This is a genomic window from Streptomyces sp. NPDC051662, assembly GCF_040681655.1.
GTDB lineage: Bacteria > Actinomycetota > Actinomycetes > Streptomycetales > Streptomycetaceae > Streptomyces.
In genome coordinates this window covers 24,770-51,043 of record NZ_JBFAZD010000027.1, presented here as the reverse complement: position 1 = coordinate 51,043, position 26,274 = coordinate 24,770, and the positions used below count along the sequence as shown (strand labels likewise).

General features: G+C 72.4%; 23 protein-coding genes and 1 pseudogene. 7 read left to right on the top strand and 17 right to left on the bottom strand.

The window, feature by feature from the left end; genetic code table 11:
• Positions 1-31: 31 nt before the first annotated feature.
• Positions 32-445, bottom strand: coding sequence for a hypothetical protein (locus AB0M67_RS32930; RefSeq protein ID WP_365751226.1), 414 nt, complete (start codon positions 443-445; stop codon positions 32-34).
• Positions 446-468: 23 nt separating this feature from the next.
• Positions 469-657: a hypothetical protein gene (locus tag AB0M67_RS32925; RefSeq protein WP_249948878.1), complete on the bottom strand. Its 189-nt coding sequence runs from the start codon at positions 655-657 to the stop codon at positions 469-471.
• 230 nt (positions 658-887) lie between these two features.
• On the opposite strand from AB0M67_RS32925, the gene AB0M67_RS32920 reads away from it, so the two are divergent.
• Complete coding sequence (locus tag AB0M67_RS32920; protein ID WP_365751225.1) at positions 888-1,943, top strand: NUDIX domain-containing protein; 1,056 nt, start codon at positions 888-890, stop codon at positions 1,941-1,943.
• 129 nt (positions 1,944-2,072) lie between these two features.
• On the opposite strand, the gene AB0M67_RS32915 is transcribed toward AB0M67_RS32920, so the two are convergent.
• Positions 2,073-3,437, bottom strand: coding sequence for a dipeptidase (locus tag AB0M67_RS32915; RefSeq protein WP_365751224.1), 1,365 nt, complete (start codon positions 3,435-3,437; stop codon positions 2,073-2,075).
• A gap of 150 nt (positions 3,438-3,587) precedes the next feature.
• Between AB0M67_RS32915 and AB0M67_RS32910 the strand changes: the two genes are divergently transcribed.
• The 3 genes and pseudogenes from AB0M67_RS32910 (at position 3,588) to AB0M67_RS32900 (ending at position 7,061) form a co-directional block, all read left to right on the top strand.
• Positions 3,588-4,892 (top strand): geranylgeranyl reductase family protein, encoded by a 1,305-nt coding sequence (locus AB0M67_RS32910; RefSeq protein ID WP_365751223.1) that lies wholly within the window; start codon positions 3,588-3,590, stop codon positions 4,890-4,892.
• A 326-nt stretch (positions 4,893-5,218) separates the two neighbouring features.
• Positions 5,219-6,353: pseudogene (locus AB0M67_RS32905) on the top strand (sensor histidine kinase).
• 42 nt (positions 6,354-6,395) lie between these two features.
• Positions 6,396-7,061, top strand: a complete 666-nt coding sequence (locus AB0M67_RS32900) for a response regulator transcription factor (protein ID WP_365751222.1) — start codon at positions 6,396-6,398, stop codon at positions 7,059-7,061.
• Here AB0M67_RS32900 and AB0M67_RS32895 read toward each other — a convergent pair.
• The 3 genes from AB0M67_RS32895 to AB0M67_RS32885 form a co-directional block, all read right to left on the bottom strand.
• Positions 7,022-7,351, bottom strand: a complete 330-nt coding sequence (locus tag AB0M67_RS32895) for a DUF6332 family protein (protein WP_365751221.1) — start codon at positions 7,349-7,351, stop codon at positions 7,022-7,024. The two genes, AB0M67_RS32900 and AB0M67_RS32895, sit on opposite strands and share 40 nt — an antisense overlap.
• A 60-nt stretch (positions 7,352-7,411) precedes the next feature.
• The gene (locus AB0M67_RS32890) at positions 7,412-7,759 is read right to left on the bottom strand and encodes a hypothetical protein (protein ID WP_365751220.1); all 348 of its coding nucleotides are present in this window, start codon (positions 7,757-7,759) and stop codon (positions 7,412-7,414) included.
• A 70-nt stretch (positions 7,760-7,829) separates the two neighbouring features.
• On the bottom strand, positions 7,830-9,149 hold the full coding sequence (locus AB0M67_RS32885; RefSeq protein WP_365751219.1) for an MFS transporter: 1,320 nt from the start codon (positions 9,147-9,149) through the stop codon (positions 7,830-7,832).
• 96 nt (positions 9,150-9,245) lie between these two features.
• Between AB0M67_RS32885 and AB0M67_RS32880 the strand changes: the two genes are divergently transcribed.
• The gene (locus AB0M67_RS32880; protein ID WP_365751218.1) at positions 9,246-10,463 is read left to right on the top strand and encodes an ROK family protein; all 1,218 of its coding nucleotides are present in this window, start codon (positions 9,246-9,248) and stop codon (positions 10,461-10,463) included.
• A gap of 54 nt (positions 10,464-10,517) precedes the next feature.
• Here AB0M67_RS32880 and AB0M67_RS32875 read toward each other — a convergent pair whose 3' ends face one another.
• From AB0M67_RS32875 to AB0M67_RS32860, 4 genes are all read right to left on the bottom strand, one after another.
• Positions 10,518-11,480: a phosphotriesterase gene (locus tag AB0M67_RS32875; RefSeq protein WP_365751216.1), complete on the bottom strand. Its 963-nt coding sequence runs from the start codon at positions 11,478-11,480 to the stop codon at positions 10,518-10,520.
• Positions 11,477-12,058: a DUF4865 family protein gene (locus tag AB0M67_RS32870; protein WP_365751279.1), complete on the bottom strand. Its 582-nt coding sequence runs from the start codon at positions 12,056-12,058 to the stop codon at positions 11,477-11,479. The genes AB0M67_RS32875 and AB0M67_RS32870 overlap by 4 nt, the downstream gene beginning before the upstream one ends.
• A 265-nt stretch (positions 12,059-12,323) precedes the next feature.
• Positions 12,324-12,848, bottom strand: a complete 525-nt coding sequence (locus AB0M67_RS32865) for an ATP-binding protein (protein ID WP_365751215.1) — start codon at positions 12,846-12,848, stop codon at positions 12,324-12,326.
• Between the two features lie 258 nt (positions 12,849-13,106).
• Entirely contained in the window at positions 13,107-13,424 is a 318-nt protein-coding gene (locus tag AB0M67_RS32860) for a hypothetical protein (RefSeq protein ID WP_365751214.1), read from the bottom strand.
• Positions 13,425-13,636: 212 nt separating this feature from the next.
• Between AB0M67_RS32860 and AB0M67_RS32855 the strand changes: the two genes are divergently transcribed.
• Complete coding sequence (locus tag AB0M67_RS32855) at positions 13,637-14,794, top strand: PLP-dependent cysteine synthase family protein (protein ID WP_365751213.1); 1,158 nt, start codon at positions 13,637-13,639, stop codon at positions 14,792-14,794.
• 103 nt (positions 14,795-14,897) lie between these two features.
• Here the strand turns inward: AB0M67_RS32855 and AB0M67_RS32850 are convergent, their stop codons facing one another.
• From AB0M67_RS32850 to AB0M67_RS32840, 3 genes are all read right to left on the bottom strand, one after another.
• The gene (locus AB0M67_RS32850; protein WP_365751212.1) at positions 14,898-16,973 is read right to left on the bottom strand and encodes a hypothetical protein; all 2,076 of its coding nucleotides are present in this window, start codon (positions 16,971-16,973) and stop codon (positions 14,898-14,900) included.
• A gap of 347 nt (positions 16,974-17,320) precedes the next feature.
• Entirely contained in the window at positions 17,321-17,761 is a 441-nt protein-coding gene (locus tag AB0M67_RS32845) for an SRPBCC family protein (protein ID WP_365751211.1), read from the bottom strand.
• 85 nt (positions 17,762-17,846) lie between these two features.
• Positions 17,847-18,731 carry a DeoR/GlpR family DNA-binding transcription regulator gene (locus AB0M67_RS32840; protein WP_365751210.1) on the bottom strand — a complete coding sequence of 295 codons (885 nt, stop codon included), beginning with the start codon at positions 18,729-18,731 and terminating at the stop codon, positions 17,847-17,849.
• Between the two features lie 168 nt (positions 18,732-18,899).
• Here AB0M67_RS32840 and AB0M67_RS32835 point away from each other — a divergent pair, with 168 nt between their 5' ends.
• Entirely contained in the window at positions 18,900-21,350 is a 2,451-nt protein-coding gene (locus AB0M67_RS32835; protein WP_365751209.1) for a hypothetical protein, read from the top strand.
• Here the strand turns inward: AB0M67_RS32835 and AB0M67_RS32830 are convergent.
• From AB0M67_RS32830 to AB0M67_RS32815, 4 genes are all read right to left on the bottom strand, one after another.
• A complete protein-coding gene (locus tag AB0M67_RS32830; RefSeq protein WP_365751208.1) occupies positions 21,320-23,737 on the bottom strand; it encodes a right-handed parallel beta-helix repeat-containing protein in 2,418 nt (805 codons plus the stop codon). The two genes, AB0M67_RS32835 and AB0M67_RS32830, sit on opposite strands and share 31 nt — an antisense overlap.
• 162 nt (positions 23,738-23,899) lie before the next feature.
• Positions 23,900-24,511 (bottom strand): hypothetical protein, encoded by a 612-nt coding sequence (locus tag AB0M67_RS32825; protein ID WP_365751207.1) that lies wholly within the window; start codon positions 24,509-24,511, stop codon positions 23,900-23,902.
• A 226-nt stretch (positions 24,512-24,737) separates the two neighbouring features.
• Positions 24,738-25,601 (bottom strand): MOSC N-terminal beta barrel domain-containing protein, encoded by an 864-nt coding sequence (locus AB0M67_RS32820; protein WP_365751206.1) that lies wholly within the window; start codon positions 25,599-25,601, stop codon positions 24,738-24,740.
• A gap of 120 nt (positions 25,602-25,721) precedes the next feature.
• Complete coding sequence (locus AB0M67_RS32815) at positions 25,722-26,204, bottom strand: DUF6643 family protein (protein WP_365751205.1); 483 nt, start codon at positions 26,202-26,204, stop codon at positions 25,722-25,724.
• Between the last annotated feature and the right edge of the window lie 70 nt (positions 26,205-26,274).

The window sequence follows — 26,274 nt, the reverse complement described above, 5'->3', positions numbered from 1 at the left end:
GCCCGCACCGGGGGGCGGTACGGGAAGCGTCTCAGCGGGTCGTCTGGCAGGCCATGCGTTTGCTGCCCCGGAACCTCACACACAACTCGGTGTCCCTGCCCGACTCCTCGGTCGGCCACCTGTATGTCAGCGCCTTGCCGGAACGGGTGGCCGTCGCCGTATCGATGAGCTCTCCGTTCCGGAACAGCGACACGGCGCGGGAGGTCACCTCCCGCGGCGGGTTGGTCCAGATCCCGGTGACCGCGTTCCGACCGCCCTGCCCCTCCAGCCTGATACAGATCTGCGGTCCCGAGAAGTGGTGCGTACAGGCGCTGCTGTCGGCCGCCGCGGGGGTGGCGGTCAGTGAGACGGCCAGGCCCGCGAGCGCGAGTATCAGCGCGGACCGCCGGGTGGTCGGGCGCGGGGCGGGCGGGCGCGGGGCGGGCGCGGTCGGTGCCGCGGTCATGTCGGCTCTCCGGGGCGTACGGCTCACTTGGCGCCGCAGGAGCCCGAGTCGGTCGCCTGGTGGGGCACGACGACGAGGAAGACGTCCGAGTCGAGATCCATCACGACCTCGGCCGGTGTGCCCTCGTCCCGCCGCGCCCGCGCGAATTCCTCCGCGGGCCAACTGCCCCGCGGCCCTCCCGCGGGAAATTGTTCCAGCACCGTCCGACGCATTGGTTACCCCCTAGCCTATGAAGCTTTCAACGATGTTCCCCGGGGTTGTGTTACGGCCCGGCGGGGACATCGGTTCGTACAGAAGACGCCCGAGTGGCATCAGGACGACCTCGATCCGGACACAGCTCGGACACGACCGGTCGGCCCGTGCGGGCTCCCCGGTCTGCCCGGGGGTTTCCGGGGCAGGGTGTTGCGGGCAGTCCACTGAGGGCTACGGAAGAGGGGGAACCGTGATCGTCTGGATCAACGGTGCGTTCGGAGCGGGCAAGTCCAGCACCGCACGCGAACTGATCGACCTGATCCCGAACTGCACTCTGTACGAACCCGAGCTGATCGGCGGGCGGCTCGGGGAGCTGCTGCCGCAGAAGAGGCTCGCCGAGGTGACCGATTTCCAGGACCTGCCGATCTGGCGGCGTCTGGTGGTCGACACCGCGGCGGCCCTGCTGGCGGAGGTGGGCGGGGCGCTCGTGGTGCCGATGACCCTGCTGCGCCAGGAGTACAGGGATGAGATCTTCGGCGGGCTCGCCTCGCGCCGTATCCCCGTACGGCATGTGTTGTTGACAACAGATGAAACGATCCTGCGGGGACGGATCGCGGCACGTGAGGCGCGTGAGAACGACCCGGGCGGGACGGGCGGGACCGGCGTGGCCGAGCGTGGGCGGCGCCGGGGCGACGCGTACATCGAGCCGTACCGCGCGGCGTTGGGCTGGCTCACCGGCGACGCCCTCGTGATCGACAACACCGGCCTCACGGCGCGCGAGACCGCCGTCTGTCTCGCGGAGGCCGTAAGGAACGGCACGGCGGGCGTCCGCGAGATCGTGCAGACACCCGAGCCGACCGCCGAGACCGTCGCGGCGGGCGTCCTGCTCTTCGACGAGCAGGACCGCGTCCTCCTCGTCGATCCCACGTACAAGCCCGGCTGGGAGTTCCCCGGCGGGGTGGTGGAGGCCGGTGAGGCACCCGCCCGCGCCGGGATACGTGAGGTCGCGGAGGAGATAGGCATAGAACTCACCGATGTGCCCGGTCTGCTGGTCGTCGACTGGGAACCGCCGAGGCCGCCGGGGTACGGCGGACTGCGGCTGCTCTTCGACGGCGGCCGGCTCCCCGCCCATCTCGTCGGCCAACTGCTTCTGCCGGGGCCCGAGCTGAGGGGCTGGCGCTTCGTCGGCGAGGAGGAGGCGGAGCGGCTGCTGCCGCCCGCCCGCTACGCGCGGCTGCGCTGGGCCCTGCGGGCCAGGGAGCGCCGGACGGTACTCAACCTGGAGGACGGGATCCCCGTGGGCTGATGGGCCCGGCGGGATCCCCGTGGGCCGACCGCACTCCCACGGGCCTCAGGTCCGTGGGAGTGCGGGGCGCTCAGGTCCGGCAAGCCCGCCCCAGCTCCGCACGGCCCCTGCCGACCCGCTCACGCCCCGTCAGGCCCCCTTGGAACGGGCGTAGTTGACCAGGAACAGGGCCTCGGAGACCGACAGGCGCTCCAACTCCTCCGGGGAGACGCTCTCGTTCACCGCGTGGATCTGCGCCTCCGGCTCGCTCAGCCCGATCAGCAGGATCTCCGCCCGCGGATACAGCTCGGCCAGGGTGTTGCAGAGCGGGATGGAGCCGCCCATTCCCGCCGCCTGCATCTCCTGGCCCGGATACGCCACACGCATCGCGTCGGCCATCGCCGTGTACGCGGGGCTGGAGGTGTCCGCGCGGAACGGCTGGCCCTGGCCGATCTGTTCCACCGTGACGCGCGCGCCCCACGGAGTGTGCTTCTCGATGTGCGAGACGAGCAGTTCGGTCGCCTCGGCGGCGTCCTGGCCCGGCGGCACCCGCAGACTGACCGTCGCCCGCGCGCTCGCCTGGATCGACGGGGTGGCGCCCACCACGGGTGGGCAGTCGATGCCCAGTACGGTCACGGCCGGGCGGGCCCAGATCCGGTCGGAGACCGTGCCCTCGCCGATCAGTCCGACGCCGTCGAGCACCTTGGCGTCCTTGCGGAAGTCGGCCTCGTCGTAGGCCAGTCCGTCCCAGACGGCGTCCGAGGCCAGCCCGTCCACGGTGGTGGAGCCGTCCTCGGCGCGCAGCGAGTCGAGCACCTTGATGAGGGCGGCGAGCGCGTCGGGCGCCGCTCCGCCGAACTGGCCCGAGTGCAGGTTGCCTTCGAGCGTGGCGACCGAGACCCGGACCATGGTCATGCCGCGCAGCGTGGCGGTGACCGTCGGCAGGCCCAGCCGGAAGTTCCCGGTGTCGCCGACGACGACGGCGTCCGCGGTCAGCAGCTCCGGGTGGGCTTCCGCGTACCGTTCGAGACCGCCGGTGCCCTGCTCCTCCGAACCCTCCACGATCACCTTGACGTTCACCGGCACCCCGCCGTTCGCCTTGAGGGCGCGCAGGGCGAGCAGATGCATCAGGAAGCCGCCCTTGCAGTCGGCCGCCCCGCGTCCGTACCAGCGCCCATCGCGCTCGGTCAGCTCGAAGGGCGGCGTCACCCAGGCGTCCTCGTCCAGCGGCGGCTGCACGTCGTAGTGGGCGTAGAGCAGCACCGTGGGCGCGCCCTCGGGGCCCGCCAGCAGGCCGTAGACGGACTGGGTTCCGTCGGGGGTGTCGAGGACCGCGACCTCCTGGAACCCCTCGGCGCGCAGCGCGTCGGCGACCCAGCCCGCGGCGGCCTCGCACTCGCTCCTGGGGGACACCGCGGGATCCGCCACCGACCGGAAGGACACCAGCTCCGCGAGCTCCGTACGGGCACGGGGCATCAGCGACGCTACGGTCTCGGCGATCGGATTCGCGGTCATGGGCACGCTCCTGGTGGGTACGACGTTGTCTCTGTCGGGTGTACGTCGAAAGTCACTGCCGATCCTCCCACAGCGGGTTCACCGAGCCAGCGCCGTAGGATGCCGTTCGACAGCAGGGGCCACCGGTCGGATCAGGAGCAGAAGCACATCGTGAGCAGCGAGAACGCAGACGCCGGAAGCGAGCACGACGAGCCGGTGTGGGATGTCGTCGTGGTCGGCGCAGGGCCGGCGGGAGCCTCCGCGGCATACGCGGCGGCGGTCGCGGGCCGTCAGGTGCTGCTGGTGGAGAAAGCCGAGTTGCCCCGCTACAAGACCTGCGGGGGCGGGATCATCGGGCCCTCGCGCGACTCACTGCCCCCGGGCTTCGAGTTGCCGTTCCGGGACCGGGTGCACGCGGTGACCTTCTCCCTGAACGGCAAGCTCGCCCGTACCCGCCGCTCCAAGCGCATGCTCTTCGGGCTCATCAACCGCCCGGAGTTCGACGCGAGTCTGGTGGAGCACGCGCAGAAGGCCGGTGCGGTACTCCGTACCGGCGTGACCGTCTCGCGCGTCGAGCAGCACGGCCCCGCCGTGCCCGACCGCCGTACGGTCGCGGTCGTCCTGGCGGACGGTGAGACGGTGCTGGCGAGGGCCGTGGTGGGCGCGGACGGCAGCGCCAGCCGGATAGGCGCGCATGTCGGAGTGAAGCTGGACCAGGTGGACCTGGGCCTTGAGGCCGAGATTCCGGTTCCGCCGACCGTCGCGGAGGACTGGGCGGGCCGGGTGCTCATCGACTGGGGCCCGCTGCCCGGGAGTTACGGGTGGGTGTTCCCGAAGGGGGACACGCTCACCGTGGGGGTGATCTCGGCACGCGGCGAGGGCGCCGCCACCAAACGCTATCTGGAGGACTTCATCGCCCGGCTCGGGCTCGCCGGCTTCGAGCCCTCCCTCTCGTCCGGGCATCTGACCCGGTGCCGCAGCGAGGACTCACCGCTGTCGCGCGGGCGGGTGCTGGTGTGCGGGGACGCGGCGGGCCTCCTCGAACCGTGGACCAGGGAAGGAATCTCCTTCGCCCTGCGCTCCGGGCGGCTCGCGGGGGAGTGGGCGGTACGGATCTCCGAGTCGCACGACGCCGTGGACGCTCGCCGGCAGGCGCTGAACTACGCGTTCGCCATCAAGGCCGGGCTCGGTGTGGAGATGGGCGTAGGCCGGCGGATGCTGGCCATCTTCGAGCGCAGGCCGGGACTGCTGCACGCGGCGATCACGGGGCTGCGCCCCGCGTGGAACATGTTCGCGGACATCACCCGCGGCTCGACCACGCTGGCCGGTGCCGTACGGACCCATCCGCTGGCCCGCCGCGCGCTGGATCTGCTGGACCGCAGGCAGCCGAGCGAAACCGGGACGTCGGACGGTGGGACGCCGGAGCCCGGTGTGGCCGGGGTGACGGGTGTCCCGGAGGCGGGTGCCCGGGAGTGAGCGACGGGCGCTGATCGGGCCCGCCGGGGTTCCCGTACTCCCCAGGGAGTACATGTGGTCACCTCGCCCGGCTGACGCCCGTACGCGCCCGCCGGTCTAGCGTGACCGGTATGGAAGAGCAGTACAGCCGCCCGCGCCGGGGACGTGACCGGTGGCGGGAAGGGGGCCGGGCCGGGGGGTGGGGCGGCGGTCGGACCGGCCGCCCCCACTGTCGGCGCGGCGGTCCTCCCTGGGCGCGCGGCGGTGACCGTTGGTCCTACGCCGGTGCGTCCTGGGCACAGGACGGTCCACCGGTCCGGTTCCGCGGGGCCCGCCGCCCGCGCCGGTTGCCCTGGCGGTCCTCCCTGTTGCTGGCCGTCTTCGTACTGGCGGGTACCGCCTTCGCCGCGAACGGCCAGCCTGATCGACAGCCCCTGGACGGCTACGCGCGGCTGCTGCTGCTCGCCGGTCCCGCGCTGCTGCTGTTCCGTCGCGAACACCCCGTCATCACCGTCTTCGGGGTCTCGGCGACCGCGCTCGTGTACTTCGCCGCCGGCTATCCGTACGGACCCGTCTTCCTCACGGTTGCCCTCGCCTGCTCCGCCGCGATCGTCGCGGGCCACCGGCGGGCGGCCTGGTGGGCGGTCGGCACGCTCTGGGTGGGGCATCTGCTGATCGCGCACTGGCTCTACCGCTGGCTGCCCCCGGCACACGACCGGCCCGCGCCCTGGGAGCAGGAACTCGTCATCGCGGCCTTCGTGGTCGCCCTCTGCGCCGCCTCCGAACTCGTCCGGGTACGCCATGAGCAGTGGGCCAGGGAGGGCGCCGAGCGCGCGGCGGCCAAGAAGCGCCGGGAGAACGAGGAGCGGCTGCGGATAGCCCGTGAGCTGCACGACGTACTCGCCCACTCCATCTCGGTCATCAACGTCCAGGCGGGTGTGGGGCTCGCCCTGCTCGACTCCGATCCCGAGCAGGCACGCACCGCCCTGACCACCATCAAGGCGGCGAGCAAGGAGGCACTCGGCGAGGTACGACAGGTCCTCGACACCCTCAGAACGCCCGGTGACGCCCGGTGACGCCCCGCGCGCCCCCGCCCCGGGTCTCGACCGGCTGCCCGAGCTGGTCGACCAGGCCGCGAGCGCCGGACTGACCGTCGATGTCCGGCACGACGGGGAGCGGGCGGCGCTGCCACCGGGCACGGATCTGGCCGCCTTCCGGATCGTCCAGGAGGCGCTGACGAATGTGGTGCGCCACTCCGGGTCCCGTACGGCGGAGATCGGCCTCGGCTACGCGCCGGGGCTGCTGGAGCTGCGTATCGACGACGCGGGTCCGGCCACCGGCGGCGACGCGGGGGGCGGCGGCAACGGTCTTGTCGGCATGCGCGAGCGGGCCGCCGCGCTCGGTGGCACGATCGAGGCCGGCCCGCGTCCGGACGGCGGGTTCCGCGTACGGGCCACGCTCCCGCTGAACCCCGAGAACTGAACACCCAGGGCTCGCCCGGGGCCCGAACGCCAAGGAGACACCGTGATCCGTGTACTGCTCGCCGATGACCAGTCGCTGGTACGGGCGGGCTTTCGCGCGCTGCTCGCCGCCCAGCCGGACATCGAGGTAGCGGGCGAGGCCGCGGACGGCGAGGAGGCGCTGCTCCGGGTGCGTGAACTGAGCCCCGATGTCGTGCTGATGGACATCAGGATGCCGCTGCTCGACGGTCTCGCCGCCACCCGGCGGATCACCGAGGACCCACGGCTCGACCAGGTGAGGGTGGTCATGCTCACCACCTTCGAACTCGACGAGTACGTCTTCGAGGCGATCCGCTCGGGCGCCTCGGGATTTCTTGTCAAGGACACAGAACCGGAGGAGCTGCTGCGCGCGGTCAGGGCGGTGGTGGGCGGCGACGCGCTGCTGTCCCCGGGGGTCACCCGCCGGCTCATCGCGGAGTTCGCGTCCCGCTCCAAGACGCCGACGGGCCTCGCGGAACTGGGCGCGCTCACCGAGCGTGAGCGGGAGGTGATGGCGCTGGTCGGGATCGGTCTCTCCAACGAGGAGATCGCCCGCCGGCTGGTCGTCAGCCCGCTCACGGCCAAGACGCATGTCAGCAGGACGATGGTGAAGCTGGGCGCCCGCGACCGGGCCCAACTGGTCGTCCTCGCCTATGAGTCGGGGCTGGTACGGCCGGGCTGGCTCGGCTGATCGGTCCGCTTCTCCGGCTGCTGTCCCGGGAGTTGTGCCGGTGCGCCCTGTCCGGACCGCGGGAAGCGCCACAGGACCTGAACGACACGTCCCACGAACGCGAGACCCGCGGCCACGGCGGCGACCTGCCCGAACGCGTCGGGCAGGTCGAAGTACCACGCGGGTGCCGCGATGACGCCGTACACGAGCGCCGCCGCCAACGCGCCCGTCAGCACGGCGAAGCCGATCTCGACCGTGATGGCGTCCCGTTCGGCGTTGCCCCGCGTGGTTCCCGCGATCCGTGTCCCCATGGCCCGAGTCTGACCTCGCCCGGGGCCCGGGGCAAGACGCCACCCCATGGCCGGCCGGTGTCAGGCGCGGTGGGGGTGCGCCGGACCCGCCGTGTGCCGCAGCAGCCGTACGAACGCCCCGATGGCCGCCGCCTGGATCAGCACCGAGAGCACCAGCGCGGGATAGAGGAATCCGGCGGACTCCGCGACCGCGTCGCCCACCAGCCCGCCGCCGATGAAGAACGCGAAGATGGTCGGCGCGGCGAGGAAGAACAGCCACACGCCGGCGAACGAGGCGTCCTCGTGGTGTACGAAGAGGGTGTCGACGGCGACGAACACCGTCGCCGCGGCGACCAGGCCCAGATAGACCTGCGACGCGCGATTGCCGAAGGTCAGCCGCGCGAGTCCGGTGAGCCGTCCTGAGTTCATTGCTCTTTCTCCCCTGAAGTGGTTGCTCCCTCCAGGGTGATTCAGTCCGAACGGATGTGCCTGAGTACGGCTACTCATCCGCCGGACGCGCCAACTCGGGCCGGTGCGCGGAGTCCGCGGGGCGCAGGGAGTCCGCCGGTCGTGCGGAGCCCGGTTCCGCCGACGCGTTCCGCGCCGAGTAGCCGATGAGCGCGGCGGCGCCCGCCAGCAGGGCCACCGTGGTCAGGGCGAGCGGCAGCGTGAACCAGTCGGCGAGGAAGCCGATCGCGGGCGGGCCGAGCAGCATTCCGCCGTATCCGAGAGTGGAGGCGGCGGCGACCCCGCCGGGTCCCGCCAGCGCCCCCGCGCGGCCGATGGCCACGGGGAAGATATTGGCGAGGCCGAGCCCGGCCACGGCGAAGCCGGCCAGGGCCAGCCAGGCGGTGGGCGCGAGCGCGCCGACCAGCATGCCGAGCGCGGCCGTGACGCCTCCCGTGACCAGGGCGCGGGTCTGGCCGAGCCGCTCCAGCAGGGCCGTACCGGAGAGCCGTCCCACCGTCATGGCGAGGGCGAAGAGCGAGTAACCGGCCGCCGCCAGACCGGGGGCCGCGTCCAGGTCCTGGGTCAGATGGAGCGCGCTCCAGTCGGCCATCGCGCCCTCGCCGTACGCCGTGCACAGGGCGATCACGCCGAAGAGAAGGACCAGGCGTCGGGTGCGGCTGTCGAGCCGCCGCGGCGGGGACGCCGTCCCCGCCGGCTCCGGGCGCTCCCGCTCCCCGCGCTCCGGGACGGGTGCCGGGTGCCGCAGCAGCGAGGGGCCGGTGACGGCGGTGACGAGCAGACCGACCCCGGTCAGGAGGGACAGATGGACGGCGGGGGAGAGGCCACCCGCGACCAGCCCGCCCAGCCCCGCCCCGATCATGCCGCCGAGACTGAACGCGGCGTGGAAGCTGGAGATGACCGGGCGCCGCAGGGCGGCCACGAGATCGACGGCCGCGCTGTTCATCGCGACGTTCAGTCCGCCGTACGCGGCGCCGAACACCAGCAGCACCAGACCGAGGGTCAGGGCCGAGTGCGTCTGTGGTGGCAGCACGATGCTGAACGAGAGCAGTACGGCGCACACCACCGTCACCGGATGGCTGCCGAAGCGCCGGCAGAGCCGGCCGGTGAACACCATCGTCACCACGGCGCCCGCGGAGACACCGAGCAGCGCGAGCCCGAGAGCGCTCGCCGAGGCTCCCGTCTGCTGCTTGATGGCGGGGATACGGACCACCCAGCCGGCGAACATGAAACCGTCGAGGGCGAAGAACACGGTCAGCGCGATACGGAGGCGGGACAGCGAGGACCGGGAGCCGGGTTCTCCGGCGCGTCCTCCCAGAAGGGCCGTCGCTACTTTGTTTAGGTGCGGCACAAAGTGAGCATAGGGGCCGTGGCACGTCCTCACAAGCCGTCGGCATCGCACGACGGGCCGTCGGCATCGGTCGCGGATCATGGGAGACTCGCCCCCATGAACGGCAAGGGGACGACCGCCCGGACAAGGCTGGAGAGAGGCCGCGGCGCACTCGGTCCTGCACTGGAACTGGTGCACACCGGTCGTGCGCCCACCCGCGCGGTGCTGACCGCGGAGCTGGGGGTCACCCGGGCCACCGCGGGCGCGGTCGCCGCGGAGCTGGAGGCCCTCGGTCTGATCCGGGTCGACTCACGTCCCGGCGCCGGCGCCGGTTCCCAGGGCAGGCCCTCGCACCGGCTGTCCGTCGACGACACGGGGCCCGTCGCGCTCGCCGCGCAGGTCCACGCGGACGGCTTCCGGGCCGCGTTGGTCGGGCTCGGCGGCCGGATCGTCGCCACCGCTCCCGTGCGCGGTACGGTCACCGCGGATCCGGCGCAGATCCTCGGGGAGGTCGTCGAGGCCGGGGCGGGGCTGCTGCGCACCACCGGGCTGCGCTGTGTCGGCGCGGGACTCGCCGTACCGTCGGCCGTCGCCGAGCCGGAGGGCACGGCGCTCAACCCGCTGCACCTCGCCTGGCCCGCCGGGGCGCCGGTACGGGAGATCTTCGCCGAGCGGGTACGCGCGGCGGGCATCGAGGGCCCCGCGTTCACCGGCAATGACGTCAACCTCGCGGCGCTCGCCGAACACCGGCACGGCGCGGGACGCGGCGCCCAGCATCTGCTCTGTGTCGCGACCGGACACCGGGGGGTCGGTGGTGCGCTGGTGCTCGACGGCCGGCTGCACACCGGCAGCGCGGGTCTCGCCCTGGAGGTCGGCCATCTCACGGTCAACCCCGAGGGCCGGCCCTGCTACTGCGGCAGCAAAGGATGTCTCGACGTCGAGGCCGACCCGCTTGCCTTCCTCACCGCGGCCGGCCGCGCCCCCGGCCCCGAGGTCTCGCTGCTCCAGCAGGCCCGTGATCTGCTCCGTACGGACAGCGCGGACCCCGCCGTACGCGGAGCCACCGAGGAGCTGATCGACCGGCTGGGCCTCGGGCTCGCCGGGCTGGTCAATATCCTCAACCCCGACCGCATCATCCTCGGCGGACTCCACCGGGAACTGCTCGACGCGGACCCGGAACGGCTGCGCGCCGTCGTCGCGGACCGGAGCCTGTGGGGCCGCAGTGGCGGCGTACCCATCCTGCCCTGCACCCTCGACCACAACAGCCTGGTGGGCGCGGCCGAGGTGGCGTGGCAGCCGGTACTGGACGATCCGCTCGGCGCGCTGGCCCCGTGAGGGCCCGACGGCACACGGCCCGGCCCCCGGCGACTCGCGCCCCGGCGCCCGGCGTCACACGGGCCTTGTCCTGGTGCTGGGACCAGGCGCGCCGAAGCTCAGCGCGCGCGCCGGATTCGCGACGAGGATCCGCTCCACCATCCGTTCGCCCAGGGTGACTTCGAGCCTCGGACGCAGTCGGCGCAGCAGATACGGCATCCCCGGGGTCTCCGGCACCGTGGTGTCCCCGCCCAGCAACAGCCGGTCGCCGAATCCGGCGACAGCGAGTGCGGCCAACTGCTCGGGCAGCCGCCAGTCCGTGGCGTGATGCGCGCGTGACGGTCCGTCAAAAGCGAGATAGGCGCCGGACTCGGCGGCCATGCGCTGGGTGACCTGATCCGGCGATCTGCCCAGATGGCCCAGGATCACCCGCTCGGGCCGTACCTCCAACTCCCCGCACAGCAGGTCGAGTACGTCCAGCGCGCCGGTCCCCAACTCCAGATGGACCGCGATCGGCGCGCCCGTACGGTGATGGGCCCGCGCTGCGGCCGTCATCGTGCGACGGGCGTGCGGATCGACCCCGTGGAACGTCCCGGCCACCTTGATCAACCCGGCCCTGACCTCTGTCCCCCCGATCCCCTCCGTCAGTTCGGTGACAAAGAGTTCGGCCGGATCCTCGCCCGCCGACCGCAGGGTCTCCCGGTCGTAGTGCACGGCCTGATGGAGCCCGGTGGCGGCGACCACATGCACGCCCGTCGCGCGGGACAGCACGGCCAGCTCCGCCGGCCCGCGGCCCATTCCGTACGGCGTCCACTGCACCACGGCCCGGCCGCCGAGCGCCCGGAACTCACGCAGCCGGCCGGCCGCCGCGTCCGGATCGGCCAGCTCCTGGCCGGGCAACAGGGGGCTGCGCAGGAAGAGATGGTCGTGCGCGTCACAGATCCCCAGCTCGGCGGGGTCGACCTCCCCGAGGACCGTACGGACGGTGCGGACGGCATGGACGGGCCGGACCCCGGGGAGCGTCCGGGCCGGGCTCACCGCTGGTCCCCGCCGCTCAACTCGGCGCGGTGCGGCTGGGACAGACGCAGCACCCGATAGTGGTCCCCGACCGCCCGCGGGGTGTCATGCGCCCAGAGCGTGAACTGCGACAGCTCCCAGTGGCGCGGATCGAGGGCCAGCGTCGCACACACCACCCCGTCGAGCCCCGCGAGCCGTTCGGTCTCCCGTACCGCCTCCTCGGCGAGGGCGGGCAGCGCCGTCCCCTCCGGGACCGGCTGCCGACGACGTACCGCGGTCCGTGGAACGCTCGCGCGGGCCGGGCCCTCCGCGTGGACGAGCCCTGACCAGTGCTGGACCTCGGGCCGGCCGAAGTCACGGACGATGCCCGCGAACCCCGGCCCGAGGAGGAAGGAGTTCATGCCCGCGTGCGTGGTCCAGACATAGAACGGCGCGTACTGGTTCACGGGTGAGTCCTCACCGCGCACCCGGATCAGATACGCCTTCAGCCCGAGCCCGGGAAACTCGTCCAGGAGCGGCCCCTTCTCCGCCACGCGCTCGCGGATGATGTCCATGTCGTAGTCGGCGGGAAGGGTGATCTCGTACTGCATGACATGCATCGGGTGCTCCCGATCCTGGCGGTGTCCACGGGAAGAGGCGCCCTGTACGGTCGCGGCGATCGCCGACGCGATTTCCCCGGGGTCGAGCCCAGCGGCGAACTCGCCGCGTTCCAGGCCCTCCTGAACGATTCCGGCCGGCCGGCCGCGCATGCGCCCCGCACGACGACCACCTGACGGGTCCGGGCCGCTCGCCGGGGCCGGGGTCGCGGCCGGGCCGCGGGGAGAGCGCCGTAGGCCGTTCGGGTGGTCCAGGGATCCGCGCCGGTCAGCTGATCACGGCCGACCTGGCACAGGCGTGCCCGTACTCCCTGGTCGTGGCGCCGAACTCGGCCCCGGGAAAGGGGCCGTCCGTCGTCGCGCCGTACACCGGGCGCAGGGGTAGGTCGCGTGCGGCCGGCGGTGCGGGGAGGGTGAACCAGATGCTCTTCCCCGTGTCCCCCCGGGCACGTACGCCCCAGCTCTCGCTCACCGCCGCTATCAGGGCGAGACCGCGACCGCCGGTGTCGAACAGACTCGCGTCGCGGACCGTGGGGAGCCGTGGATCGTGATCGCTGACCGAGACCATGAGCCGTTCGAGCAGCAGCTCGACATCGACAGTGCACCGTTTGTCCGGCTGTGCGTGCCGGTGGACATTGGTCAGCAGCTCGGTGACACCGAGCGCCGCGTAGTCGATCAAGGGATCGAGATGCCAATAGCGCAATTGCGCCGAAATTATTCTGCGGACCTGTCCGATCCGCGACGGCAGGGCTTGGAGCTCCACCGTGCAGTGCCTGCTGGGCTGGCTGATCACGGCCACGACTCCCCGAAATGAGGTCCCGAAGAAGACGAAGATCGGATCCAGCAACTGGCGCGCTGCTGATCCCGCCCGGCGGGGGCTGGATCGTAGCGTCACCGCCGGTTAACCCTGAGTGATGTGAGATCAGAGTGAACCCAGGGGCTGAGCTTCGCAACTCGGGCAGACCGGACCTCCGTTCGCGGCGGGTTTCCGGTGGATACCGGAATAATTCCGGACAGATTTCAAGCCGGTCGGGACAGCTTCGGCGCGGACTCAGGTTTTGCCGTGGCTCGCCCTGCTGACGGTGTCCATGAAGCGCCCGGCGAGCGCTGTCGCGTCGGGCCTGCGACCGCGCTGGCCCATGGTCAGCCGGTAGCGGATCCCGTTCACGGTGGCGACCGCGCTGCCGCTGCCCGCGAACCACGGCTTGGCCGTGCTCACGGCCCGCAGGGGCGCACTGTCGATCACCCGGCCGTAGCTGGTCAGCAAGGCCAGTCTGCCGTCCTGGATCAGGACCTGACCGGCCCTGGTGAGTGAGCGGGGCCATCGCTCGATCCGTACCCCGCGCGCGCTGAACTCCGGCTCAGCCATGGCTCTTCAGCCCCCTCCGTACCCGTTCCCCGTGCCAGGTCCCCTCAAGTCCCCTCAAGGCAGTGTGCACAAGTATGCGGGCGGGCACCAGAGCGCGTTTCCGGCGGGGGCCAGAAGTGATCGCTATGGCTGCCCAAAGTCAATGTTTGCGCAGGTGGTGGCGGTACCTTTAAGAGGGCGGGGGCCGGTTCGACGGATGAGGAACGGTGCGTATGGCTGGACGGGACGGAACCGGCACGGACGGGACGACGGCGCCCACGGACGGCCGGGCGACGGCGACCGTCGACGTGGACCGTAGCGATCCCGCCTACCGGGCATGGCTCAAAGAAGCCGTACGGAAAGTCCAGGCCGACGCCAATCGCTCCGCCGATACGCATCTGTTGCTCTTCCCGCTGCCCGAGCGGTGGGGAATCGATCTGTATCTGAAGGACGAGTCGACCCATCCGACCGGCAGCCTCAAGCACCGGCTCGCCCGCTCGCTCTTCCTCTACGGGCTGTGCAACGGGTGGATCAGGCCGGGCGCACCGGTGATCGAGGCGTCCAGCGGCTCGACGGCCGTGTCCGAGGCGTACTTCGCGAAGCTGATCGGGGTGCCGTTCATCGCCGTGATGCCGCGTACCACCAGTGCGGAGAAGTGCCGGCTCATCGAATTCCACGGCGGGCGCTGTCACTTTGTCGACGACTCCCGGAAGCTGTACGAGGAGTCGGCCGAGCTGGCGGCCAGGACCGGTGGCCACTACATGGATCAGTTCACCTACGCGGAGCGCGCCACCGACTGGCGTGGCAACAACAACATCGCCGAATCGATCTACCAGCAGCTGAGGCTGGAGCGCTATCCGGTGCCCACGTGGATCGTCGCCACGGCCGGCACCGGCGGCACCTCGGCGACCATCGCGCGCTACGTCCGCTATATGCAGTTCGACACCCTCATCTGTGTCCCCGACCCGGAGAACTCCTGCTTCTTCGACGGCTGGACCCGGCACGACGCCCAGGCGTGCAGCGAGCGCGGCTCCCGGATCGAGGGCATCGGTCGGCCCCGGATGGAACCGAGCTTCGTGCCCGGCGCCATCGACCGGATGATGAAGGTGCCCGACGCGGCGAGCGTCGCCGCCGTGCGCGCCCTGGAGCGGGCCATCGGACGCAAGGCGGGCGGCTCCACCGGCACCGGGCTGTGGAGCGCGCTGAAGATCGTGGCCGAGATGGTCGCGGAGGGGCGCCAGGGCAGTGTGGTCACCCTGCTCTGCGATCCGGGCGACCGTTATCTCGACAAGTACTACTCGGACGCCTGGCTGGCCGGACAGGGCCTGGACATCGGGCCGTACACGGAGACGCTCGACCGCTTCCTGGAGAGCGGCGTCTGGCCGGACTGACGCGCCGATGGACTCGACGGGCCGATGGACCGATGGACTGACGGGCCGATGGCCGATGGGCCGCCTGCGAGCTCCGGCCCCCGCCGTCCCGCATCCGGTTCTCTCAGCCGACCGCCCGGAGACTGCCCCCGCCGGTGAGCCGCGCCGACAGCCGCACGGAACCCTCCCGGGGCGCCGGTACCGCCAGCGTCGTCGCCGCCGTGTTCGCCCGTACGCTGCCGGTGGCCTCGATCCGCGCGATGTCGCGGCTGCCCGCCGCGAGCAGGAACCACTTCCCGGAGGGCGACTGCCAGCGCGTCCCCGCCAGGATGTGCGGTCCGAACCTGCCGCAGGACGCGGTGTTCTCGGCCTCGGCCACCACCGTTCCCGGTGTCGAGGGCACGGCCGCGGGCCGCTGGAACTGCACCAGGATCCGGCCCGGGCCGCGCCAGGTGTCCGCCCGGGTGCAGACCCAGGTGGACCGGCCGCCGGACTCCGGGAGCGACTGCTCGGCGAACGCCCAGTTGTTGACGTCCCGTACACCGGAACCGCGCAGGGTCCGCAGCGAGCACGCGGTACGTGCCCAGCTGAGCAGCGCCGGTTCGCCGGTCGCCTCCCTCGGACCGCGGGCGGGCGCGCCGCCGCCGGGCGGCGGGGTGTAGGTGAGATGCGCCGGGGCGGGTTCGCCCAGGTCCGTGACGAGGAACGAGTGCCGCTCCACGATCCTCTCCGACGAGCGCAGCTCCATCACCGGCCAGGCCACGCAGTCACCGCCGGACGCCGGAGCCGGTACGGCGGCGGTCACGCCGTCGGCGGCGACACCGAGGCGCCGGGCGGGGGCGTCGGGTGCCAGCAGATCCCGGGTGGCCGACCCGGCGATCCATGGGGCGAGCAGATAGCGGACCCCGTCCGGGGTACGGCTGACCGTGAGCGCGGCGGCGGTCGTCATATCCGCCTGGTCGGCGCGGGCGAAGTCCAGGGACGGCGCGTTCCCGCCCGGCGCGGGCACCTCTCGCCTCTCCGAGTCCGCCAGAGGTACTGACCCCGGCAGCGGCATCCGCTCCGGCAACGGCACCCGCTTCGACACCGGCTCCGCGTACCGCACGATCCGCTGTCCGTCATGGAGCAGGACCACCGCCGCCCCGTCCAGCTCGCCCGCGTACAGCAGACGCGGCGGCTGCGTGGGCGGCGCCGTACCGGTGCCCGGAGTGGCCGAAACCCGTACGACGGGCCCCGGGCCGCCCCAAACGCGCAGCGCGCGCCTCAGCAGCGCGCTGTCGTCCGTACGGCCGCCCCTGGCGGGCCAGACGGAGAAGTCGATCCGGGAGGTGTCGGTCCACGCCGCCTCCGGCGCGCGTTCCAGCAGCGCCGGATCGAGAGCGCGGGCGAGCGCCGCCGTACCGGTCGGACCGTAGAGGGCTTCGTCCTCGCGGGCTCCGGCGACAGGCTGCTCCGGGGAGCCGTCCTCGGGCAGGGACACCGCGAGCACCGTCCCGGCCAGCGCGATCGCCACGGCCGCCGCGGCGATCCTGGACCGCTGCCTGCGCCGCAGCAGATCGGTCGGCCGGGTCTGCACCGTACAGGGGTCGAACTCCGCGGTGCCGAGCAGCTTTCCGGCGCGGCCGTCCCGATGGGCGGCGAGCCGTTCCGCCGTACGCAGGGCCCCGGCCGGGTCCGCCACCCCCGCGTCCTCCAGCAGCGCGCGGACCGCCTGTTCGGACAGGCCCTCCAGTACACGCAGGGCGAGCGCGGCGCGCGCGGGCGCGTTCACCGTGGCCAGGGCCTGGTCCAGGGCGAGTTCGTCGGTGCCCCCGGCCCGGGGGAAGAGCCGCAGCCCCACGACGAGCGGCAGGCCGGTCCGCGGCCGGCCGGCCCGCACCCGCCACCAGGGGGACGGCTGCTCATGGGTGAGCGCGGCACGCAGCACCTGACCCCGTAGCCACGCGAAGGCGGAGCCGCTCGGCATACGCTGACCGGGCACCCGCGCCCGCGAGTCGCTCTTGCGCGCGCCCGGCAGCACATGCTGGACGGTGGCGTGCGCGGTGAGAACGCGTCGATGACGGCCCAGTGCGGGAGGGAGGGTGAGATAGGCCAGCCGGACCAGCCGCGGGTAGTGCTCGACGAGGGCGGCCTCGGCGTCATCGACGCCTGGACGCGGGCCCGTTGTGGCGTGGTCGGTCCGCTGTCGGTGGGTCGGCATGGGGACGGTGCCCTTCCGCATGTGCTGACGCGTCGTCGCTCGGCGCTGCTCAACAGGCCAAACGAGCGAGGGAGGCGAAGGATGCGAAGGTCATCGCAGGAGTGATCATGTCCGGCCCGCACAGCGGCAGTTGACGCCCCTTCGGACGCCACCGCGTGGACAACGTGGACAAACCCCTCAGCCCCGCAGCAGCCGGTCGACGACGCGGCCGAACACCGCCCGTCCGGCCCGCGCGGTCAACGGGGTGAGCGCCCCGGGCAGCAGACCGATCCGCAGCTCCTCCTCCCAACGCACCCGCGTCGCGCCGCCCGCCTCCCGTACATGGATCTCCGCCCAGCCCGTGACGGTTAGGGCGTGTTGCGAAAGTCCCGCCTGCCCGGCGACGCCCGGCACGCACGCTCGCCGCGTTGTCGGATCACCCCAGTACGTCCAGTACTGGGGAGACCCTCCGCCTTGCGATCGCACGCACCGGACGCCGCCGGGCCCGCCCTCCGGGCGGACGGCGCTACTTTCGCAACACGCCCTAGGCCGCGCTTCTCCAGCCGGCAGTGGCCGGGGACGCCCGGGGCGGGCGGCTGCCAGCGGACGACCTCCATCGGGTCGTCGAAGCCGGCGCGACCGAGTCCGGTGCGGGCGACGAAGACGGTTCCGACGTGGGTGGGCTCCGGGGTCAGCACGGCGATCCTCGTCAGCGGCACCTGGCCCGCGTGGGCCGGCCAGTCGGTGAGCCGCCGCCAGACCTCGTCGGCGGACAGCGGTGAGGTGCGGTCGATACGGAAGGCGCTCACCCGGCGATCGTAGGCCGCCCGCCACAGACCGCACGCCCCGCCCGCACGGGCCGCCCCGACCCGCCGGAACCGGGCGCGTGCGCGTTCAGTCGTCCCGCGCCACGGACCGTTCCGCGGACTCGTCCTCCGGCGGCTCTCCCGGCGCCTCCGACTCGCCCGCCACCACCAGCCCGGGCAGATACTCGGCGATCTCCTCACGGGCCTCGGCCGACAGCCCCGAGTCCGTCACCAGCGTGTCGACCTGCTCCAGCGACGCGAAGGAACTCAGCCCCACGGTGCCCCACTTGGTGTGGTCGGCGACCACCACCACCCGGCGCGCGGACCGTACGAAATGCCGGTTGGTCTCCGCCTCCCCGAGGTTCGGGGTGGACAGCCCGGCCTCGGCGGAGATGCCGTGCACGCCGAGGAAGAGCACATCGAAGTGGAGCGAGCGGATCGCCTGGTCCGCCACCGGACCGACCAGCGAGTCCGACGGCGTACGGACCCCTCCGGTGAGCACCACCATGGCCGCCCCGGGCCGCTGGCCGCCCGCGCCCCCGGCGGCCCGCTGGCCCGTGTGGAACACATCGGCGACCCGCGTCGAGTTGGTCACCACGGTCAGCTCCGGAACGTCCAGCAGATGGTGGGCCAGGGCGTATGTGGTCGTACCGCCGGACAGCGCGATGGCGCTGCCGGGCACCGCCATGGCCGCCGCCGCACGCGCGATGTCCTCCTTGGCGGTCAGCTCCAGCGCCGACTTCGCCTCGAAGCCCGGTTCGTGCGTACTGGCCTCGACCACCGGCACCGCGCCGCCGTGCACCTTCTCGATGACCCCCAGGCGCGACAGCGCGTCCAGATCCCGGCGCACGGTCATGTCGGAGACGCTGAGCCTGCGTGTCAGCTCATTGACCCGGACCCCGCCGCGCCTGCGCACCTCGTCCAGGATCAGGGCACGGCGCTGCTCCGCGAGAAGATTCTGGTTGTCGCTCACCGCAGTGCCGGTCCCTCCGCGTCGTGTTCGATCGTCAGAAGCCTCATACTCCCACGCGGTTCCGGCGCCCGCCGCAGTGGTTGACGGGGTTGGTGGGAGGGGAGGTTCAGGGAGGGCCGGGGACGGCCCCGCCGTCGAGCCGAGACTTTCCGAGAGCGAGCCATCGAAGTGTCCCCAGAATCAGCGAATCCGGAGCCGCGGAGTGGCGGAGCCGCGCTCGAACTTCTGGTCCACGGCGTCGGCGGCGCCACCCCGCAGAAGATGCTCGACGATCCGCGTACGGTCAGGATCACCGGAGACGAGACGGCCGCCGTGTACCGGCGCGCGGACGACGTGGACGCCGAGCTTCACCCCGAGCGCTATGAAGGCCGGCCGGTCCCCGAGGCGTACTGCTGGTCCAATCTCACCTCGGGCAACGGCTCACGGGCCCTGTGGCTGCTGCTGCTCCCGTTCATGGTGATCAACCTCGCGCACTGGATGCGGCCGGCCACGAAGGGCCTGGGCAGGTCGCAGCGGCTGTACGGCGTGCTCGTACGGCTGGTCGCCCTCACCCTCACCGTGCTGCTGACCGCCGCTGCCTGCGAGGTCGCGCTCGATCTGACGGCGTGGCAGTGCGCCGGATCGGCGCGGTGTGTCGCGGACCGCTCCTGGCTCGGCTTCCTGTCGCCTGAGCGGCAGGGCTGGTGGTCGCAGCCGGGGCGCCGGCTGGCCCTCGCCGCCGTGGTGCCCACGGCGCTGGTGGTGCTGTTGTGGTACCTCTCCAACCGTACGTGGAGCGCGTACGAGGCCCAGCGCCCGCCCATCCACGAACCCACCGGCGAACGCGCCGAGGAGCCCTCCGCCGCCCCGCACAAGGCTCCGGGCACCGAAGGGGCCCCGACGGCCGACGAAGGCGGGGCAGCGAGCGACGACCCGGTGACGGTACGGCCCGCCCTCGGCCGCCCCGGCTTCTGGTACGGACGCCGGCTCGTCGCCCGCCTCCGCGCCGCCCACACCGCCGCCGGCTTCCTCACCGTCGCCGCCGCGCTCACGGCCGCCGCCACCGACCACGACCGAGGCGCCGACAGCGGTCCGCTCGGTCCGCTCGGGCTTGTGCTCCAGGTAACGCTGGCCGGGTGCGCGGCCGTTGTGCTCTGGGTGGTGTGCAGCCGGGGCCGCAGCGAACGCAAGCGCGACGGCTCCCTCGACCGGCTGCTGATCAGCGCCCTGCCCGCCACCGCGCTCGGCGTGCTCGCCCTGGCCGTCGTCCACGCCGCCTGGTCCAGGCCCGGCTGGGTCTCCACCGGCGGACTCCCCGGCAATCTGTCCTTCCTGGTGCTCGCCCTGGCACAGATCGCCCTGATCGTCGTGCTCGTCGTCACGGCTCATGTCCTGCACCGCCGCGCGCCGCATCGACGGATCGCGATGCGCGGCCTCGGCGGACCCGCCGTCGCGATACTCGCCTGCTCCCTGGGCGGGGTGATGACCGGCGGTGTCGCCCAGCGCGTCGCCGACTGGTTCGACGGGGACGCCACCCCTGGCACGGGCGAAGGCGCGATCGTGGGCCCGCCGGTGCTGCTGAGCTGGCAGGCCTCGGTCATTCCCGTACTGCTCGTACTGCTGCTGATCCCTGTCGCCGTCCTCGGTATCCGTACGGTACGGGCCGCCCGCCGGCTGGCCCCGCTGGTGGAACGGGAGTACGCGAAGGAGACGGCGGACCCTCTCCGTACCCACCAGGTGGCGGGCACCCGCGCCAGGGCCGAGCTCACCGACTACGCTCCCCGGCTCATCGCGACCATCTCCGGGGCCTCCCTGCTGCTCGGCGCGGGCGCCGTCGCCGGGTCCTGGCTGAGCGGACAGGTGCCGGGGGAGGCCGCGAAGGGCACCGACTCCTTCGTCGAGTCCGTGGCCGACACCGCGCAGTCGATCGGCTCCTGGCTGGTCGGCCTGGGCTTCCTGCTCTTCGTCACCTGGGGCCGCCGCGCCTACCGGGACGCCTCCGCCCGGCGCACCATCGGCATCCTCTGGGACGTCGGCACGTTCTGGCCGCGCGCGGCCCACCCCTTCGCGCCGCCCTGCTACGCCGAACGCGCGGTCCCCGACCTCACCTGGCGGATCCTCTCCTGGACCGGTCGCACCGGCGGCCGGCTCGTCCTCTCCGGCCACTCCCAGGGCAGTGTGCTGGCCGCCTCGGCGGTCTGGCAGCTGCGCTCCGCCACCCGCCACCGGGTCGCGCTGCTGACGTACGGCTCACCGCTGGAGCGGCTGTACGGCCGCTGGTTCCCCGCGTACTTCGGCGCGGAGCAGCTGGCGCAGCTGAGCACGGAGGTGCACTGCTGGCGCAATCTGTGGCGGTCCACCGACCCGATCGGCGGCCCGGTCCGCGTCCCCGAGGACGGCGACCGCCCGGAAGTGGACCGGGGGCCGCTGATGGACCCGCTCGCCTACGGCCGCACGATGCTCCACCCGCTGCCCGAGCCGATCCTCGGCCACTCCGACTATCAGGCGGACCCGGTCTTCGCGGCGGAACGCGCCGCGCTGCTCGACCGATTGCCGCCGGCCGCGGTGCCCGCGCAGCGGACCGAGAAGGAGGCCGAGGGGCAGCGGGCTCAGGGCAGTTCCGGCAGATCGTCCGCGTAGAGCAGGGTCAGGTCGTCCGTGCTGGTCTCCGGCAGCTGGGCGACCCGGCCCGCGTGCCGCTCCACCATCGACTCGAACGTCTGGCGCGCGGTACGGCCGTTGCCGAAGGCGGGCCCCTTGGGCAGCGCCGTGAAGTACTTCAGCAGCGCCTCGGCCGTGCCCTCGCCCAGCCGGTACTCCTGCTCCTCGGACTGCTGCTCCACGATCCGCAGCAGTTCCTCCGGCACATAGTCGCTGAAGGTGATGGTCCGTGAGAACCGGGACGCCACACCGGGGTTGACCGTCAGGAACCGTTCCATCTCGACGGTGTATCCGGCGACGATCACCACCACGGCGTCCCGGTGGTCCTCCATCAGCTTCACCAGCGTGTCGATGGCCTCCTTGCCGAAGTCCCGGCCCGAGTCCTCGGGCGAGAGGGCATAGGCCTCGTCGATGAACAGCACACCGCCGCGCGCCCGGTCGAACGCCTCCTGTGTACGGATGGCGGTCGAGCCGATGTGCTCGCCGACCAGGTCGACCCGGGAGACCTCGACGAGATGGCCGCGTTCCAGCACTCCGAGGGAGTGCAGGATCTCGCCGTACAGCCGGGCCACCGTCGTCTTGCCGGTGCCGGGGGAGCCGGTGAAGACCAGATGGCGGCGGACGGACGCCGCCTTGAGGCCCGCTTCCTTGCGGCGGCGGCCGACCTCGATCATGTCGGTGAGCGCGCGGACCTCGCGCTTGACGCTGTCGAGGCCGACGAGGGAGTCGAGTTCGCCGAGGACGGCCTCGGAGGCACGGGCGGGAGCGGTCTCCTCGGGGGCGGCGTCCGAGGGCCGCGCGGTGGCGCTCCGGGACGGGGCCGAGCCGAGGAGCCCGGGGGACTGGGTCGCGGTCAGCACGGCCGACGGCTCCAGGGACGGCGTCGGCGGAGTCAGCACACCGCTCTCGTCGCTGGTGCAGTCCTCGACGGTCGGCCCGTCCTCCGCGAAGTCGTACCCGCCGCGCGCGCACCGTTCCGTACGGCACCGGGTGAGCGTCGTACGGCAGCCGTCCATCACATGGAAGCCGTACCCGCCGCTGCCCGTCACCCGGCAGCTGTGGAAGGTGCCCCGGCCCTCGGCCGAGACATAGAAACCGGCCTCGGCGGGGGAGGTGACCGTACAGCGCTCGATGGTGGGATCGGCGCCCTTGGTGACGATGACCCCGGTCTGGACGCCGTCGATGGTGCAGGAGTTGAGCGTGCCGCCGCTGCCGTGGTCACGGAACCAGGCCCCGGTGGACGCCTCCCTGATCCGGCAGTCGTCGAGCTGCGCGGTCGCCCCGTCGCTCACGGACACCGCCGTGTTGCGCACCTGCGAGATATCGGTGTCCACGACGTCGGCGCGCGAGCCGCGGTCGAGGACGAAGAGCGCGTCGGGCACGTCATGCACCCGGCAGGAGTCGAGCACGACGGTCGCGCCGTCGCTGACCCAGACCGCCGGGTAGTCGCCCGTACTGTCATGGATCTCGCACTGGTTGGCGTCGACGCGCGTGCCCGGGTCCCAGACGGAGAGACCGTTGCGGCCGAAGCGGCGCACCGTCGAGCGGGTCAGCGTCAGCACCGAGCGGGAGCGCAGATCGACGGCGTTCTCCGGGATGTCGTGGATATCGCAGTCGGAGAGGGTCAGTACCGCGTCGGTGTCCAGGGTTATCCCGTCCGACGAGGTGCGGTGCACGGAGGAGTCGGTGAGATGGGCCGCCGCCCGGGACGCGATCTGTACGCCGGTGCCCTTGATCTCGTACACCTCGCAGCCGACCGCCTCCAGACCGCTGCCCTCGCCGGTGACGGACAGCCCCGAACCCGAGGCGTGATGGATCCGGCAGCGCTCCAGCCGCGGATGCGCGCCGCCGCGCACGGAGACACCGGCCTGTCCCGCGGCGACGATCTCGCAGTCCTCGAACACCCCGCCCGCTCCGTCGAGTACGCCGATGCCGACCCCGGCCGGATTGTCGACGGTGCAGCGGCGGACGGTGGGGCGGGCCGCGCCGCGCACCTCAAGACCGGCCGCGGAACGCGTCACGATCCGCAGGTCCGACAGCTCGGGCGTGCCGTCCTCGACGAGCAGCGCGGGGGCCGCCGAGTCCTGTCCCTCCACATGGAGGTCCTGGACGGTGGCGGAGGCGCGCACGGTCAGCGGCACCCCGTCGGCGGGCGCGATGCGTACGGAGCCGAGTGAGCCCTCCGGGCCGCGCAGCGTGACCGCTCGCGTGACGATGAGATTCTCCCGGTAGGTGCCCGGGGCGATCGTGAGGACGTCGCCGTCACCGGCGGCCTCCAGGGCCGCGGCGAGGGAGGCGTATTCGCCCGTGCGGCGCCGCCAACGCGATGTTCCGGTGTGCGTCACCTGGACCGTGCCCTGTGCCATGGCGCTGCTGTGCCCCCACCTCGTGCGTGTGCGCGTGCTCTGCCGTCCCGGGTACCGGCCCCGGACCCCGGCCGCAACGGCGACCGGGCGGCACCACCGTAGCGCGCGTGGCGGCGCCGAGTTGACGCGAACGACTGGTCTCAGCTGCCGGAAGGCATCGGCTCAGCTGCCCGCGTCGGTACGTCCCCAGTCGGGCCCGGTCGCGGCCCAGGCCCGGTCGAGCCGTTGGTAGCGCCGTTGTACGAGCCGCCATACGATCAGCCGGCGGGCGCACTCGACGAGTCCGACGGCCAGCGCCGTCGCGCCGAATCCGGCCAGAACCGCGTGAACGCGCGCGCTGGTCGCGTCCATCGGGCCCCGGACCTGCTTGTTGGTCCGCCGGTCGGTCCACATGCCGAACGTGTCGCCGGCGCGTGGTTTCCGCAGCGGGGCGGAGACCGTGCCGGTGCGCGCGCTGCCGTCCGCCGCGTACCACGTGGCCGTCACTCGGGTGCCCGAGGAGTGATCCGAGACCGACTCGGCGTCGTAGGCGAGAGGGCGGTGGTCCGCCGCGCGCTCGATGACCACGGCGGTCGTGCGATGCCGCTGCTCATGCTGGACGCGCACGGTGTTCCGCAGTGATGTGTCAAGGGTGTTGGCGAAGATCCAGCCAACCGCGGGAGTGGCGAGGGCGAACAGCAGCACCGCCGTCAGCGCGACCCACGCCTCCACGAGATCGGTGCCCCGGCGCAGGGGATTGTGCCGCCAGCGCCAGAGTCCCACGATGATGCGCACAGTCCCGCACCTCCTTCCCGTGTCCGTTTTAGCCGCGGGGAGCAGGGTTTACCCGTGCGGGACGGCAAGAGAGAGCAAGCTCACCTCGATGCCCCGTGCACGCAAAACGCCGGATGCCGGGTGGTGTTCCTGTGACGGGCGGGTTTCGAGCGGGTGTTCACGCCGCGACGAACGGGTGTCCGGGTCGAGTGTGGGTCCGGGTCCGGGGCCGGGTCCCGGGAAGACGTCATTCGAGAACGGTCACCGGATCGCCCACCCGGAGCGTGCCGGTCGACTCGGGAACGAGATTCTGTCCGAAGACCAACTTGCCGTCGAACCGCCGGTAGTGGCCGAGGGTGCGCAGCGGTTCCTTGCCGCGCTCGCCGGTGCGCTGGTCCGTGGTGGTGATGACACACCGGCCGCACGGTTTGGCGACTCGGAAGGTGACCTCACCGACGGCGATGCGCCGCCAGTCGTCCTCCTCCCAGGGGCTCGTCCCCGCCACCACGAGATTCGGCCGGAACCGCTCCATGGGAAGCGGACCCTCGTCCGGATGATCCCCTTGCGCGATCAGGGAGTTGAGGGCGTCGAGCGACGCGGTCGTGGTCACCAGCAGCGGAAACCCGTCCGCGAAACTCACCGTCTCCCCGGGCCGCGCGTAGGCCGGGTCGACGGGCCGGCGTACGGCGGGTTCATCGAGATGTACGAGCCGGACCTCCACCCCGAGGTATCCGCTCAGTGTCCGGTGCACGTCCCGCCGCGTACCGTCCGCGCCGCGTGCGTCAGGACCCGCGAGCACCGACTCGACCTTGGTCCCGAAGATGTCCGCCACGACGGTGTCGTCCGCCCGCGGCACACCGATGACCAGCGGATCGATTCCCGGCACGGTCAGCCGGATCCCGCCGTCCGGCCGTGGCTCCGCGCGGGCCAGCGCCATACGTGGCCGCTGGCGCTGTGTGACCGCCTTCCCCGTCGCGTCGATCAGCGTCCAACGGCGGTCCCCGGCAAGCCCCCAGGGCTCCACCTCCGCGCTCTCCGGCGTGCAACCGGCCATCGACTTGACCGGGTGGACCCGCAGGGCGTGCAGAACAGGGCGGGCAGGCTTGGGCATGAAGCCATCCTGCCAGCCGTCCGGGACGCACAGCAGGTCAGTACCCCCCGTCGGTACTCCCACTGCCCGTCGATCCGCCCGCGCGGTCGATACGGCCGAGCTGTCGACGCCCCCGCGCTGTCAGTACCCCCGCGGCTGGTAGGGCCGGTTGTACGGGTCCTCGTAGTGCGGAGGCTGCGCGGCGGGCACCGGACGCGGCGCCGCCGGACGCATCGCCTCGTACCCCGTACCGGGCATGGGCCGCTGCGGCTGCGCCTGCTGCTGGGGCTGCTGGCCCGGGTAGCCGCGGGGCGGAGCCTGCTGCGGGATGTACGGCGCGGGCGCGTGCTGGAGCGGCATGGGCTGCGGGGTCGGCTGCGGCTGGTAGCCGCCCCCGTACGAGGAGTACGAGGAAGCCGACGGGGAAGGACCCGCCGGAAGGGCGGGCAGCGCGGCGGGCAGCGCCGGCAGATAGCTGTTGCCCGTGTCGTAGGCGGAAGGCACTCGGATCGGGGCGATCTGAGGCGTGCCCCGCTCCGCGACCAGGGAGTCGTAGATAGGGGTGTCCGGGAACGACGGCGCGGTGTAGTAACCGCCGCCGTAGGTGGCGCGGGGGGAGGTCATAGGACATAAGTTAAGCCCACCATGTGCCGGTTGGGGAGTCCGATAAGGGGGTTGTTTCGGGAGCTCTAGG